Origin of the sequence: Spirillospora sp. CA-108201, assembly GCF_050936235.1 — a bacterium.
GTDB lineage: Bacteria > Actinomycetota > Actinomycetes > Streptosporangiales > Streptosporangiaceae > Spirillospora.
Genome location: NZ_JBNJNE010000001.1, coordinates 9,149,039 through 9,162,301, shown reverse-complemented (window position 1 = coordinate 9,162,301; position 13,263 = coordinate 9,149,039). Strand labels below are relative to the sequence as shown.

At 72.8% G+C, this 13,263-nt stretch carries 12 protein-coding genes; 6 read left to right on the top strand and 6 right to left on the bottom strand.

Features of this window, described 5'->3' with window-relative positions; translation table 11 throughout:
- Positions 1 to 4: 4 nt before the first annotated feature.
- The 5 genes from ACQEU6_RS43820 to ACQEU6_RS43800 form a co-directional block, all read right to left on the bottom strand.
- Positions 5 to 778, bottom strand: a complete 774-nt coding sequence (locus ACQEU6_RS43820; protein WP_499339703.1) for an SGNH/GDSL hydrolase family protein — start codon at positions 776 to 778, stop codon at positions 5 to 7.
- A gap of 115 nt (positions 779 to 893) precedes the next feature.
- Positions 894 to 1,508: a GTP-binding protein gene (locus ACQEU6_RS43815; protein ID WP_499340556.1), complete on the bottom strand. Its 615-nt coding sequence runs from the start codon at positions 1,506 to 1,508 to the stop codon at positions 894 to 896.
- A 34-nt stretch (positions 1,509 to 1,542) separates the two neighbouring features.
- Complete coding sequence (locus tag ACQEU6_RS43810; protein ID WP_499339702.1) at positions 1,543 to 1,998, bottom strand: DUF742 domain-containing protein; 456 nt, start codon at positions 1,996 to 1,998, stop codon at positions 1,543 to 1,545.
- A gap of 30 nt (positions 1,999 to 2,028) precedes the next feature.
- The gene (locus tag ACQEU6_RS43805; protein ID WP_179836164.1) at positions 2,029 to 2,475 is read right to left on the bottom strand and encodes a roadblock/LC7 domain-containing protein; all 447 of its coding nucleotides are present in this window, start codon (positions 2,473 to 2,475) and stop codon (positions 2,029 to 2,031) included.
- Complete coding sequence (locus ACQEU6_RS43800; protein ID WP_499339701.1) at positions 2,472 to 5,600, bottom strand: nitrate- and nitrite sensing domain-containing protein; 3,129 nt, start codon at positions 5,598 to 5,600, stop codon at positions 2,472 to 2,474. The genes ACQEU6_RS43805 and ACQEU6_RS43800 overlap by 4 nt, the downstream gene beginning before the upstream one ends.
- 519 nt (positions 5,601 to 6,119) lie before the next feature.
- Between ACQEU6_RS43800 and ACQEU6_RS43795 the strand changes: the two genes are divergently transcribed.
- The 5 genes from ACQEU6_RS43795 (at position 6,120) to ACQEU6_RS43775 (ending at position 10,874) form a co-directional block, all read left to right on the top strand.
- Positions 6,120 to 7,100 carry an ABC transporter substrate-binding protein gene (locus ACQEU6_RS43795; protein WP_499339700.1) on the top strand — a complete coding sequence of 327 codons (981 nt, stop codon included), beginning with the start codon at positions 6,120 to 6,122 and terminating at the stop codon, positions 7,098 to 7,100.
- The gene (locus ACQEU6_RS43790) at positions 7,100 to 7,876 is read left to right on the top strand and encodes an ABC transporter permease (protein WP_499339699.1); all 777 of its coding nucleotides are present in this window, start codon (positions 7,100 to 7,102) and stop codon (positions 7,874 to 7,876) included. The genes ACQEU6_RS43795 and ACQEU6_RS43790 overlap by 1 nt, the downstream gene beginning before the upstream one ends.
- The gene (locus tag ACQEU6_RS43785) at positions 7,873 to 8,676 is read left to right on the top strand and encodes an ABC transporter permease (RefSeq protein ID WP_499339698.1); all 804 of its coding nucleotides are present in this window, start codon (positions 7,873 to 7,875) and stop codon (positions 8,674 to 8,676) included. Before ACQEU6_RS43790 ends, ACQEU6_RS43785 begins: the two co-directional genes overlap by 4 nt.
- Before the next feature lie 52 nt (positions 8,677 to 8,728).
- Positions 8,729 to 9,514 carry an ABC transporter ATP-binding protein gene (locus tag ACQEU6_RS43780; RefSeq protein ID WP_499340554.1) on the top strand — a complete coding sequence of 262 codons (786 nt, stop codon included), beginning with the start codon at positions 8,729 to 8,731 and terminating at the stop codon, positions 9,512 to 9,514.
- A 97-nt stretch (positions 9,515 to 9,611) separates the two neighbouring features.
- Positions 9,612 to 10,874: a flavin-dependent oxidoreductase gene (locus tag ACQEU6_RS43775; protein WP_499339697.1), complete on the top strand. Its 1,263-nt coding sequence runs from the start codon at positions 9,612 to 9,614 to the stop codon at positions 10,872 to 10,874.
- 89 nt (positions 10,875 to 10,963) lie between these two features.
- On the opposite strand, the gene ACQEU6_RS43770 is transcribed toward ACQEU6_RS43775, so the two are convergent.
- Positions 10,964 to 11,581, bottom strand: a complete 618-nt coding sequence (locus ACQEU6_RS43770) for a TetR/AcrR family transcriptional regulator (RefSeq protein WP_499339696.1) — start codon at positions 11,579 to 11,581, stop codon at positions 10,964 to 10,966.
- 109 nt (positions 11,582 to 11,690) lie between these two features.
- Here ACQEU6_RS43770 and ACQEU6_RS43765 point away from each other — a divergent pair, with 109 nt between their 5' ends.
- Positions 11,691 to 13,091, top strand: coding sequence for an MFS transporter (locus tag ACQEU6_RS43765; protein WP_499339695.1), 1,401 nt, complete (start codon positions 11,691 to 11,693; stop codon positions 13,089 to 13,091).
- Positions 13,092 to 13,263 lie beyond the last annotated feature (172 nt).

The following is a 13,263-nucleotide window of genomic DNA, read 5'->3' as shown; positions in this document are numbered from 1 at the left end:
CGGCCTAGAGCGGGAGGGGGGTGGGGCGCTTGGGGCCGCGGCCGTCGCCGGAGGAGCGGCCCGTGGCCCGGCGGCCGATCCACGGCAGGAGGTAGGTCCGCGCCCAGTGGACGTCCTCGCGCCTCAGCGTGAGCCAGTCGGCGCGGTCCAGCGGCGGCCAGGGCTCGCGCCAGTCGCCGTCGACCGGGATGCCGACCGTCCCGGCGACATAGAGCGCCATGCGACGGTGCCCCTCGGGCGACAGGTGCAGGCGGTCCTCGTACCAGGCGCGCGGATCGTGGAAGACGCGCAGCGGCCACAGGTCGACCACCGGGCAGCCGTGGTGGTCGGCGATGGCGCGCAGGTGCATGTTGTAGGTGGCGGCCTTGCCCCGGATGCGGCCGCCGGAGCGCAGCCCGCGCGGGTCGAACCCGGTGAAGACCACCACGCGGGAGCCCGTCGCGCGCAGCCGCCGGACCGCGTCGTCGAACAGGACCGCGGCCGCGTCGGGGTCCGCCCCGGGACGGATCATGTCGTTGCCGCCCGCGCACAGCGTGACCAGGTCGGGCGAGAGGCCGACGGCGATCGGCACCTGGTCGTCCACGATCTGGCGCACGAGCTTCCCGCGGACGGCGAGGTTGGCGTAGCGCAGGCCCGGGTTCAGCACGGCGATGTGCTCGGCGAGCCGGTCCGCCCAGCCGCGGAAGACGTCGGTCTCGCCGGGATAGGGGTCGTTCAGGCCCTCGGTGAAGCTGTCGCCGATGGCAACGAACGTTCCGATCTTCTCCACTTCGCTCATCGCAACCCCCAGCGCGGATTCATGCTCGATCACGACGAACAATCATGCATCGTGCACACGACCTACGCGACCGTAGCCCCCCGGCCGGACCCCGCCACGCCCCGCGCGCGGCGGCTCAGGTCCAGCTGGGGGACGTGGTGCCGAGCTGCCCGCCGGGGGCGCCCGGCGCGGGCGCGGCGGCGGGCGCCCCGGCGGCGTGCACCGTCATCGCGTGCTTGACCAGCGTGATCAGCACCTGCTTGGTGGACTCGCGGCTCCGCGCGTCGCACTGCACGATCGGCACGTGCGCGCTGATCGACAGCGCGTCGCGGATGTCCTCGACGGCGTACTGGAACTCGCCGTGGAACCCGTTGACCCCCACCACGAACGGCAGGCCGAGCTCCTCGAAGTAGTCCACCGCGGCGAAGCAGTCCTCCAGCCGGCGGGTGTCGACCAGCACGACGGCGCCGATCGCGCCGCGGACCAGGTCGTCCCACATGAACCAGAAGCGGTGCTGCCCGGGCGTGCCGAACAGGTAGAGGATCAGCTCGCTGTCGAGCGACACGCGGCCGAAGTCCATCGCGACCGTGGTGGTCGTCTTGTCCGGGACGGCCGACAGGTCGTCCACGTCGGCGCTGGCCGCGGTCATCACCGCCTCGGTGGTGAGCGGCATGATCTCCGAGACGGAACCGACGAAGGTGGTCTTGCCGACACCGAAGCCGCCACCGACGACGATCTTGACCGAGGTCAGCTCGGCCTCCCCGCCGTGCGGCCCCGGCACGTGGTCAGAGCTTCCGAAGGCCACTGAGCACCCTTTCTAGCAAGCGGATGTCCGGCTGTCCGCCGGCGGTGGTGGGGGACTGCGACTGGTGCAGGCGCAGCAGGCCCTCGACGGCCATGTCGGCCACGAGGACCCGCGCGACCCCGAGCGGCAGGCGCAGCAGCGCGGACACCTCGGCGACCGAGCGGGCCGACCGGCACAGGTCCATGATCGCCCGGTACTCCGGGGTCAGCACGGCCACGTCCCGCGGCGGGTAGGGCGCCGCGGTGACCAGCGCCTCGATGGCCAGGTCGTACCGCGGCCGGGTGCGCCCGCCGGTGACCGCGTACGGGCGCACCAGCGAGCTGCCGTCGTTCTCATCCCGCTCGGGAGGACGACCCTGTACGGGGACGCGCCCCTGGTCACCCGGCCAGCGGCCGCCGCCTCCGGGACCGCCCCCGAAGGGACTGCCTCGATCCATGTCGCCGACCTCCGTCAGAGTCAGTCACGGTCAGTAACGGGCGGGCCCGGCGCCCATCTCGGTCACGGAAGGCCCCGAGTACGGGGGCTGCTCCTGGGCGCGCAGGGCGGGCGTCAGCACCCGTCCCACCCGCTCCACCAAGAGCGTCATCTCGTACGCCACCAGCCCGAGGTCGCAGTCCGGAGCCGCCAGCACCGCGAACACCGAACCGTTCGTGATGGACATGACGAACAGCAGTCCGCGGTCCATCTCCACGACGGTCTGGTTCACCCCGCCGGCGTCGAAGATCTTCGCCGCGCCCTGGGTCAGGCTCATCAGCCCCGAGGCGATCGCCGAGAGCTGGTCCGCCCGCTCGGGCGGGAAGCCCGCCGAGTAGGCCATCGGCAGTCCGTCCGAGGAGACCACGACGGCGTGCGCGACCTTCGCGACACGGTCCGCGAAGTTCGTCACCAACCAGTTGAGATCCTGCCCGCTCACCGGGTGCCTCCTGTCTCGCCGTCACCCTGTGACGGCACCTCACCTGACGTGCCTGCACCACGAGCCTCATGGCGTCCCCTGTGGACGCCGCGTTGCAGGCTCGCGAAGCGGTTGCGTACTTCGTCGGCCGACTGGCCGTGGCCCTGCTCCTGCTGTCCCTGCGGCTGCCCGCCGATGATCGGCATGCCCTGCGTCGGCGCCTGCGGGCCGTGGCCGGGCGCCGGGCGGCCCTGCAGCGGGCCCGCCGGTGTCTGGGGCGCCTCCTGCGCCCCGCGGCCGACCGCCCCGGGGATGCGGTTCTTGCCGGGCACCCGCTTGGGCAGTCCGACGGTGGTGCGGCTCGTCGCCACCGGCTCGCGGGCGGCCTCGGCGGCGCGGAAGCCCGCGTCCGCCGGGGACTCCCAGCCCTTCGACGGGGTCTCGCCGGACGCGCCGCCCGACCTGTGCATGAACCACTCCGACTGCATCGCGTCGAAGATGGGCGAGCGCTCGGGCAGCCGCGGCGGGGCCTTCGACTCCGGCGGTGCGGCCGCCGCGGCCCGCACGGCCGGCTCGGGAACGGGTGGTGGCTCGTGGACGCGGGCATCCGGCGGCCGGGGAGCGGGCACGGGCGGGACGTCCTCGGCGTAGGGCGCGGACGCCTGGCCGGGGTTCACCCCGACCTGCTCCAGCGGCCCGGTCTCCCACGGGATGTGCCGTCCGCCGCCGGAATCGGGCACCAGCGGCTGCGCCTCCGGGACGACCGGCTGCGCCCCGGTCCGCCCGCCCGGCCGGTAGGCGCCGTTGGTGCCGGCGTCCTCCTCGTCCGGGCGCTCGTTGCGCGGCTGGAAGAGGCCGTTGGAGGAGCCGCCGTCGGACGGGCGGCCCTGCAGGTGCGTGCCCGGCTCCCGGACCGGCAGCTCCCCCGGTCTGCGCGGCGGCTGCTGCTCACCGGTGCCATAGGGGTCGTGCGCGGGAGGGCGCCGGTCCCGCGCGGGGCGCCGCTCGGCGGGCGGGACCGCGGGCTGCGCGCCCGTGCCGTAGGGGTCGTGCGGGCTCGGGGCCGGGATCGGCCCGGTCTCGGCGATGCTCGGCTGCGGGCCGGTGGCGCCGCGGACGGGCCGCAGCGGCCCGGTGCCGCCGACCATCGGGTGCGCGCCCGTGCCCCCCGTCAGGGGGTGCGCTCCGGTGCCGCCGCCCATGGTGGCGGCGGGACCGTAGTCGTCCTGCCGGAACCCGCCCGCGGGCGGCTCGGCGGCGGTGGTGGTGAGCGCGGCGAGCTGGTTGTGGGAGCCGGCCTCGCGCGGGGCGAGTCCGGCGCGGGTGGCGATGCCGCCGGACTCGCCGGGCGTGACCACCGCGTCCGGCAGCACCACGAACGCGGTGAGGCCGCCGCCCTGGGCGGCCCGCAGCTCGACGCGGATCCCGTGCCGGACGGCCAGGCGGCCGACCACGAACAGGCCCATGCGGCGGGCCGCGGAGAAGTCGATGACGGGCGGGTTCGCCAGCCGCCAGTTGGCCTGCTCCAGCTCCTCGGGCGACATGCCGACGCCGTTGTCGGTGATCTGCAGCATGCAGCCGCCGCCGCTCAGCATCTGCCCCGACACCGTCACCTTGGTGTTCTCGGAGGAGAACACGGTGGCGTTCTCCACGAGCTCGGCGAGCAGGTGCACGAGGTCGTTGACGACCGGGCCGGCGACCGTCATGTCGCCCTGAACCCGCAGCGCCACGCGCTCGTACTGCTCGACCTCGGACAGCGACGCCCGGACGACGTCGATCAGCGGGACGGGCTGGTTCCACCGGCGCACCTGCTCCTGGCCGCCGAGGACGAGGAGGTTCTCGCAGTTGCGACGCATGCGGGTGGCGAGGTGGTCCAGCCGGAACAGGTTGCCGAGCTGCTCCTCGTCGCGCTCGCTCTGCTCCAGCTCCTCGATCAGCCGCAGCTGGCGCTCGATCAGGGACTGGCTGCGGCGGGAGAGGTTGACGAACATCGCGTTGATGTTGCCGCGCAGCACGGCCTCGTCGGCGGCCAGCCGGACCGCCTCGCGGTGGACCTCGTCGAACGCCCGCGCGACCTGGCCGATCTCGTCGGTGGAGTCGATCTCGATCGGCTTGACCTCGATGCCGCCCGCGGCGGCCTCGGGGTCGCGCAGCCGGTCGACCAGGCCGGGCAGCCGCGCGTTGGCCACGTCGAGCGCGCCGGACTGCAGCCGGCGCAGCGGCCGCACCAGCGAGCGGGCCATCACGATCAGGGTCGCCAGGACGACCGCGAGGACGAGGAACAGCAGCACGCCGTCCCGGATCGCCGCCGTCTGCGCGCCGGACCGGGCGTCGTCCGCCTTGGCGGCGAGGTCGGCGGCGATGCTCTTCTCGACCGTCCGCAGCTTGTCGACCCGCGCGGTCGAGTCGGACGTCCAGGACCGGGCCGTGCGGACGCCGAGCCTGACCTGCAGTTGCCGGGAGGAGTCGGCGACGGCCAGCGTCTGGAGGCGGGTGACCTCCGCGCGGTCCAGCTCGGGGCCGGTGACGGTGTCCTCGAACAGCCGCAGCTGGGCCGGCGTCGCCGAGCTCCGGAAGGCGTTGATGCTGGTGTCCATCTCCGCGCGGGCGTCGTCGACCGAGGCGCGGTCGAGCGGCTCGAACCGCCCGTCCCAGAGCGCGGAGGAGAGCAGGGCCCGCTCGCGGGACGCGGCGTCCTTGGCGTTCGCCAGGTCGGCCAGCGCCAGGGCGCTCTGCGCGAGTTCGGCCGTCGGGGCGTCCTGGGAGATCAGGACGTGGAAGGAGGTGAAGTCGTCGACGAACTCGGTGTACTTGTCGATGATCACCCCGGGCCCGAGGCGCGCGGACGCCGTGCGCAGCGCGGGCAGGTCGTCCACCCGGTTGAGGACGTTGCCGACGGCCAGCCGCAGGCTGGAGGAGTACGTCTCGACGTCCGCGGCGGCGGCGCGCACCTTGCGGGCGTCGGCGTCCACCGCCTCCTGCCGCGCGGCGAGGGCCTCGGCGCCGGCGGCGCGGCCGCCTCCCGCCGCCCGTTCCGCCGTCACGTCGCGCTCGGCTTCCACGTCGTGCGCGAGCGCGGTCAGCTGATTACCGAGCGTAGCCAGCTGGCCGGTCCGGCTATAGCCTTCGGCGTTGTCCAACGACACCGAAACCCGGTAACCCGCAAAGAGCGCGGCCACGATCGTGGGCACCGCAATGAGGGCGAACAGGCGCGTGCGCACTCGCCAGTTGCGCAGCTTGTACCGCCCGCCCTGGGAGCCTCGCTTCGGGGCGTCGTCCCTGGCAGACGGGCCTGGCTGGGGGGATTGCGGGACCATCTCGGCCCCTTCTGCTTTCCGCACTGCCCTCCGCTACCTCTCAATGGGGTCGATCGCTCGCGGCGTCACAGTGGCCTGAACGGGATTCGGGTCGCATCGCTCACCCACGCCACTGGGGGCGAGCGCGAGATATTGCAACACAGAGCCACCATCATGGCCAACCCGAATGATCACACAAGTCTGGACTTGTGATGCGAGAGATGCCAATGTCACAGACTGTTAACTCATGTTCACATAATTGCACATAATCCTCCCATCTCACCCAAGCCACGCCCACAGTGCGCTACGCTCCCGCCTCGTTTGAAAGATCAGGTTCAACGTGCTTCCCCCGCAAAATGGAGCCTTGCCATGCCTGCTTCCCACAGCCGTACAGCCGTCACCGGCGCGCTAGCGATCGCTCTGGCACTCTCCGCCGCGGCCTGCGGCTCCTCAGAGAAGAAGTCGGCCAACGGTCTGGAGAAGTCCGAGATCACTCTCGGCAACATGACCGTCGCCGACACCGCGCCCGTCCAGCTCGCCATCTCCAAGGGACTGTTCAAGGCCGAGGGCCTGACTGTCAAGACCCAGGTCATCCCGGGTGGGGCCGCGGGCATCCCGCTGCTGAAGAGCGGACGGCTGGACTTCAGCATCAGCAACTACGTCTCGCTGCTCACCGCGGGGTCCAAGGACCCGGGCTTCAAGCCCAAGATCGTCGTCGAGGGCATGCAGAGCGCCCCGAAGACGCACACGCTGATGGTGCGCAAGGACTCCCCGTACCACACGATCAAGGACCTGGCCGGCAAGAAGATCGCCGTGAACACCAAGCGCAACGTCGCCACGCTGCTGGTGCGCGCGGCCGGCAAGCCCCAGAGCGTCGAATTCGACGAGGACAAGAACTTCGTCGAGGTCCCCCCGCCCGCCATGGAGCAGGCCCTCAAGTCCAAGAGCGTCGAGGCCGTCCAGGCGATCGAGCCCTTCGGCACCCAGATGCAGCAGTCGATGGGCGCCCGCATGGTCGCCGACCTGTCCAGCGGGCCGACCGCGGACTTCCCGGTCGCGGGCTTCGCCACCACCGAGAAGTTCGCCAAGGAGAACCCCAAGACGGTCGCCGCCTTCCAGCGCGCGCTGCTGAAGGCGCAGGGCATGGCCGCCGACCGCAAGCTCGTCCAGGACGTCCTGCCGACCTACGCCAAGGGGATCGACGCCAAGGTCGCCTCCACCATGAGCTTCGGCACGTGGCCGACCACGCTGAACGCCACCCGCCTCCAGCGTGTGGCCGACCTGATGCAGCAGTTCGGCTACCTGGACAAGCCTCTCGACGTCAAGTCGTACATGGCGACGTCCGCTTAATGAAGCACCGCCGTATCCTTCTCGGCGCCGCCGGGGTCGCGGGGCTGGTCGCCGTCGTCGAGGTCGTGAGCCGTACCGGCCTCGTCGACGCGACCGCCCTGCCCCCGGCGTCGACCGTTTTGCGAGAGGCCGGGAAACTGGCCGTCGACGGGGAGTTCCTCACCGACGTCGGGGCCACGCTCACGGCATGGCTCGGCGGGCTCGCGCTGGCGGTGCTCGTGGCGGTGCCGCTGGGCGTGCTGCTCGGCTCGGTTCCGGTGCTCGGCACCGCCTCCCGCGCGCTGGTCGAAATGCTGCGCCCCATTCCCTCGGTCGCGCTGATCCCGCTCGCCATCATCCTGTTCGCCGACCCCACGCAGATGAAGATGTCCTTGATCTTCTACGCCTGCCTGTGGCCGATCCTCATCAACACCCTGTACGCGCTCCGCGACGTCGACCCGGTCGCCAAGGAGAGCCTGCGCAGCTTCGGCTTCGGAACGCTGTCGGTGCTGTGGCGCGTCTCCCTGCCGAGCGCCTCGCCGTTCATCGCCACCGGCATCCGGATCGCCGCCTCCGTCGCCCTCGTCGTGGTGATCAGCACCGAGCTCCTGGCGGGCGGGATCGACGGGGTGGGGATCTACCTCGGCGACACCCAGTCCGGAGGCGGCCGGACCGACCTGCTGCTGGCCGGCGCCTGCTGGGCCGGAGTGCTGGGGCTGCTGGCCAACACCGCCCTCTTCGGGCTGGAGCGGATCGCGTTCCGCTGGAACACCGCCCGCGTGGAGGGGATCGCATGAGGGCGCTCGGAGCGCTGCGCGGGGTCGCCGAGCGGGTCTGGCTCGTCGCCGCCGCCGTCGTGCTGTGGGAACTGGTCACCCGCGCGGTGGACGAGACCTACTTCCCCCCGCCCACGGCGATCGTCGACGCGCTGCACGAACTGTGGTTCTCCGGACCCGCCTCCCACGTGTTCCTCACGGACAAGGCGGTGGACGACTTCTCCACCAGCCTCACCCACCTGTTCATCGGGTGGGCGGCAGCGGGCGCCGCCGGCGTCCTGGCGGGCGCGGCGATCGGCCGGTCGCGGGTCCTGTACGACCTGCTGACCCCGGTGCTGGAGTTCCTGCGCGCGATCCCTCCGCCCACCCTGGTGCCGTTCTTCATCATCGTGTTCCAGCTCGGCACGACCATGCAGGTCGTCACGATCGCGTTCGGCGTGGTGTGGCCGGTGCTGCTCAACACCTGCGACGGCGTCCGCACCGTGGAGCCCCTGCAACTGGAGACGGCCCGGGTGTTCGGCGTCGGCCGACTCCGCAGGCTCCTGACCGTCACGCTCCCGGCGGCCTCCCCCAAGATCTTCGCGGGGCTGCGGGTGGCGTTGTCGTTCGCGCTGATCCTGATGGTCATCTCCGAGCTGTTCGGCAGCACCGCGGGCATCGGCTCCGAGCTCATCGGCGCCCAGCGCTCGTTCGAACTGCCCCGGATGTGGGCCGGGATCGTCATGCTGGGCCTGCTCGGTCTGCTGTTCAACGCGGTGTTCATGCTCCTGGAGCGACGCCTGCTGTCCTGGCACACTGGCGCGAAAAGGCTCGCGAGCTGACGATGACCCCTATGCCGACCTTGACGACATACACACAGCAAGGGGGGCCGTGGTGCTCCAGATAACCGGCCTCAGCCATTCCTACGGCGACGGCCACCGGGCCATCGACGAGCTCGACCTCACCGTCCCGGACGGCCAGCTGCTCAGCATCGTCGGCCCGTCCGGCTGCGGCAAGTCCACCCTGCTGCGCTGCATCGCCGGGCTGATCCGCCCGACCGCCGGGACCCTCACCCTGGACGGCACGCCGATCGACGGCGTGCCGGGCGACCTCGCCGTGGTGTTCCAGGACTACAGCCGGTCGCTGTTCCCCTGGCTGACCGTCCGCGACAACGTGGCGCTGCCGCTGCGGCGGCGCGGCAAGGGCCGCTCGGAGCGGCGCGCCGCGGCGCAGGAGTCCCTGGAGTCCGTGGGTCTCGCCGACGCCGGGCGCAAGTACCCGTGGCAGCTGTCGGGGGGCATGCAGCAGCGCGTGTCGATCGCACGGGCGCTGGCCTACCGCCCGTCGCTGCTGCTCATGGACGAGCCGTTCGGGTCGGTGGACGCGCAGACCCGGGAGGACCTGGAGGACCTCGTCCTGCAGATGCACCGGACCCGGAAGATGACGATCCTGCTGGTCACGCACGATATCGACGAGAGCGTCTACGTCGGCGACCGCGTGGCCGTGCTGAACCGCTCGCCCGCGCGCGTCCACGCCGACCTGCCGGTCGACCTGCCCTCGGAACGCGACCAGATCGAGACCCGGGGGACCCCCGAGTTCGTCCGGCTCCGGGCCGAGGTCGGGCGGCTGGTCCGCGGCGGCGCGAAGGTGCCCGGCGCGGCGCCCGCGGGCACCGGGTGACCCTGACCAGAACGGCCGCCACGTGCGGCGACACGAACGAGACCGGTGGGGGCGGGCCGTCCGGGCCCGGCCGCCCGAGACCAACGGAGGGTGATTCATGCGCGTACTCATCGTGGGGGCGGGCATCGGCGGGCTCACCACCGCGCTGAGCCTGCACGAGGCCGGGGTGGAGGCCCTCGTCGTCGACTCCGCCAACCGGCTGCTGCCGCTCGGCGTCGGCATCAACCTGCTGCCGCACGCCGTCCGCGAGCTCACCGAGCTGGGGTTCACCGACGAGCTGGCCGAGACCGGCATCCCGACGGGCGAGATGGTGCACTTCGACCGGCACGGCGGCCGGATCTGGGGGGAGCCGCGCGGGCGCGCGCTCGGCTACCACTGGCCGCAGTACTCGATCCACCGCGGCGAGCTGCAGATGATGCTGCTCGACGCCGTCCGCGCGCGGCTCGGCGAGGACGCCGTCCGCACCGGCACCCTCTTCGAGGGATTCGAGCAGGACGGGACGCAGGTGCGGGCGCGCCTGCTCGACCGGGCGTCGGGCACCGCCGAGACGGTGACGGCCGACGCGCTGGTCGGCGCGGACGGCCTGCACTCCGCCGTCCGCGCGCAGCTGTACCCGGACGAGACGGCACCGCTGTGGAACGGCATCAGGCTGTGGCGCGGCATCACCGAGGCCGACCCCGTCCTGACCGGGCGGACCATGGTCGTCATGGGCAGCAACGCCACGTCGAAGATCGTCGTCTACCCGATCTCCATGCGCACGGAGCGCCGGGGCAAGGCGCTGCTGAACTGGGCCGCGGAGGTCAGGCTCGCCGGCGACCGGCTGGACTGGGACCCCGACTGGAACAAGGCCGGCCGTCTGGAGGAGGTGCTCCCCTACTTCGCGGACTGGAAGTACGACTGGCTCGACTTCCCCGCGCTGATGTCCCAGGCGGCGGAGATCCTGGAGTATCCGATGGTCGACCGGGACCCCCTCGACCGCTGGACGTTCGGCCGCGTCACGCTGCTCGGCGACGCCGCCCACCCGATGTACCCGATCGGGTCCAACGGCGGTTCCCAGGCCATCCTCGACGCCCGCGTCCTGGCGCACGAGCTGGCCGGCTCCGGCGACGCCGCCGACGGGCTGCTCGCCTACGACAAGGCGCGCCGCGAGACGGTCAACGCCATCGTCCGGGCCTGCCGGGAAATGCCGGCCGACCGCGTCCTGCACACGGTCAGCCAGCGGGCGCCGGACGGCTTCGACTCGATCGAGGACGTCCTGACGCCCGACGAGCTGAGCACGATCAGCGGCGCGTACCGGCAGACCTCGTTCTCCGACGTCGAGGCCCTGAACTCCCGCCCCTCCTACTCGGCGGTGAGCTGACGGCGAAGCGCGCGGGCGCACGATGACGGGCGCGGCGGGGCGAAGGCCTCGCCGCGCCCTCGTCCTTCGCGCGGAGGGCGGCCTCCGGCTCAGGCGCAGGTGACGGCGGCCAGCCGCGTGCCCATGGCGTGGGAGGCGCGCTCGTACAGGGACGGGTCGTCGTGGAGCAGGGCCTGCGCTCCGCCCATGCGGCAGAGGGCGTCGAGCTCGAAGGCGAGCTGGGAGACGTCGGTCGCGGCCTCGATCTCGCCGAGGTCGCGCGCCTCGCGCAGGCAGAGCTCCATGAAGGCGCGCCACTCGCGCTGCGACGCGGCGATCGCGTCGCGGACGCGGCCGGGGCGGGCGTCGAACTCGGCCATCGTGGAGTGGAAGAAGCACCCGCCGGGGAAGACGGGCTCGCGCTGGTAGCGCTGCCAGGCGTCCAGGAGCGCGCGGACGCGGCCGATCCCCGCGGGGACGGCGAGCGCGGGCTCGACCACGTGGAGGCGGAACACCTCGGCCGCCTTGCGGACCGTCGCCAGCTGGAGCTCCTCCTTGGAGCCGAAGTGGGTGAACACGCCGCTCTTGCTGATCCGCAGCTCGGTGGCGAGCCGGCCGATCGACAGGCCCTCCAGCCCCTCCGCCGAGGCGATGTCGGCGGCGCGGCCGAGGATCGCGCTGCGCGTCTGCTCCCCCTTGAGAAGCCGTCCGTCGGTGCTCACGCCCATCAATGTGCACGACCGTTCGTTCAAAGTCAATGCGGCGAACCCCTTGACGCGGGCCACCGAACCAGAAGAGTGTACGACCGTTCGTTTACTTTCTTGGAGAGGCCGGCCCATGACCATCGAGACCGAGCCGGCCGGGACCGGCCAGGCGCCGCCGCGGGCGCCCGCCGCGCGGCGGGACGTGCCGTGGCTCGCGGCCGGCGCGACGTTCCTGGCCATGCTCGACGCCACCGTCGCCAACCTCGCCGTCCCCGACCTGCACGCCGACTTCCCCGGCCGCACCCTGTCCGGGCTGACCTGGGTGATCACCCTGTACGCGGTGCTGTTCGCGGCGCTGCTCGCCCCCGCCGGGCGGGTCGCCGACCTGGTCGGGCGGCGGTCGCTGTACCTGTGGGGCACCGGGCTGTTCACGCTGGCGTCGCTGGCGTGCGCGATCGCGCCGGACCTGCCCGTCCTGCTGGCGACGCGCGCCGTGCAGGGCGCCGCCGCGGCGGCGCTGATCCCCGCGTCCCTCGCGCTGCTGCTGCACGACACGCCCCCCGAGCGGCGCGCCCGCAACATCGGGCTGTGGAGCGCGGCGGGCGCGTTCGCCGCCGCGATCGGCCCCGGCCTCGGCGGGGTGCTGGTCGACCTGTCCGGCTGGCGGTCCCTGTTCCTCATCAACCTCCCGATCGGGCTGGCGATGCTGCTCGGCGGGCGGCGCCTGCCCCGGGCCGAGGGCGGCGCGGGCCGGCTGCCCGACCTCGCCGGGACGGCGCTGCTCGGCGCCGGCGTGGGCGGGGTCGCGCTCGGCGTGACGCAGAGCCAGGACTGGGGCTGGGGGGACGTCCGGACGCCCGCGCTGCTGGCCGGCGGGGCCGTCCTGGCCGGTCTGGCGCTGTGGCGGTCGGCGCGGCACCCGGTGCCCGCGCTGGAGATCTCGCTGTGGCGCAACCGCCGGTTCGCCGCCGCGAACGCCGCCTCGTTCCTGTACGGGACGTCGCTGTACGCGTGGCTGCTCGTCGGCGTGCTCTTCCTGACGGGCCAGTGGCACTACTCGATCCTGAAGGCGGGGTTCGCCTCCACGCCCGGCGCGTTCACGGCCACCGCGGCGGCGGTCGTGACGGGACGGCTCACCGCCCGCACCGGCGTGCGCCCCGCCGTGACGGGCGGCGCGCTGATCGTGGCCGCCTCCGGGGTCTGGTCGTTCGCGGCCCTGCCCGCCGAGCCGCGCTTCCTCACGTTCTGGCTCCCGGTCGGGCTCCTGCTCGGGACGGGAGTGGGGATGCTCAGCACCGGCACCGCCGCGGCCGCCGCGCTGTCGGCCGGGCCGCTGCGGTTCGCCGGCGCCACCGGGCTCAACACCACGGCGCGGCAGCTCGGAGGGGCGCTCGGCATCGCCGTCCTCGCCGCGCTGCTGCCGGAGCGGGCCGCGCTGGGCGACTACGCCTCCGTGTACCTGCTCTGCACGGCCGCCGCCGCGGGCACCGCCGCCGCCGGCCTGTTCCTCGCCGCCCGCCCGGCGAAGCCCTGAGGGAGGGGACCATGGCGCTGTGTTTACTGCAGTGCTCTCCTCCTTCGGGCGCCGGGCGCCCTCCATCGTCGGTCACTGCGGGCGATCGCTGGCATCGCTCCGTCTCGCCCAGGGGCTCGCTGCGCGATCAGGTTCTCGCAAGCTCGAACCTGCCTTCGGACGCGATCGCGGG

What these genes read in the sequence shown, in the direction of transcription:
- ACQEU6_RS43795 (WP_499339700.1), top strand. Translation starts at nt 6,120, where the DNA reads ATGCCTGCTTCCCACAGCCGTACAGCCGTCACCGGCGCGCTAGCGATC.
- ACQEU6_RS43790 (WP_499339699.1), top strand. Translation starts at nt 7,100, where the DNA reads ATGAAGCACCGCCGTATCCTTCTCGGCGCCGCCGGGGTCGCGGGGCTG.
- ACQEU6_RS43765 (WP_499339695.1), top strand. Translation starts at nt 11,691, where the DNA reads ATGACCATCGAGACCGAGCCGGCCGGGACCGGCCAGGCGCCGCCGCGG.
- ACQEU6_RS43770 (WP_499339696.1), bottom strand. Translation starts at nt 11,581, where the DNA reads ATGGGCGTGAGCACCGACGGACGGCTTCTCAAGGGGGAGCAGACGCGC.
- ACQEU6_RS43775 (WP_499339697.1), top strand. Translation starts at nt 9,612, where the DNA reads ATGCGCGTACTCATCGTGGGGGCGGGCATCGGCGGGCTCACCACCGCG.
- ACQEU6_RS43820 (WP_499339703.1), bottom strand. Translation starts at nt 778, where the DNA reads ATGAGCGAAGTGGAGAAGATCGGAACGTTCGTTGCCATCGGCGACAGC.
- ACQEU6_RS43785 (WP_499339698.1), top strand. Translation starts at nt 7,873, where the DNA reads ATGAGGGCGCTCGGAGCGCTGCGCGGGGTCGCCGAGCGGGTCTGGCTC.
- ACQEU6_RS43810 (WP_499339702.1), bottom strand. Translation starts at nt 1,998, where the DNA reads ATGGATCGAGGCAGTCCCTTCGGGGGCGGTCCCGGAGGCGGCGGCCGC.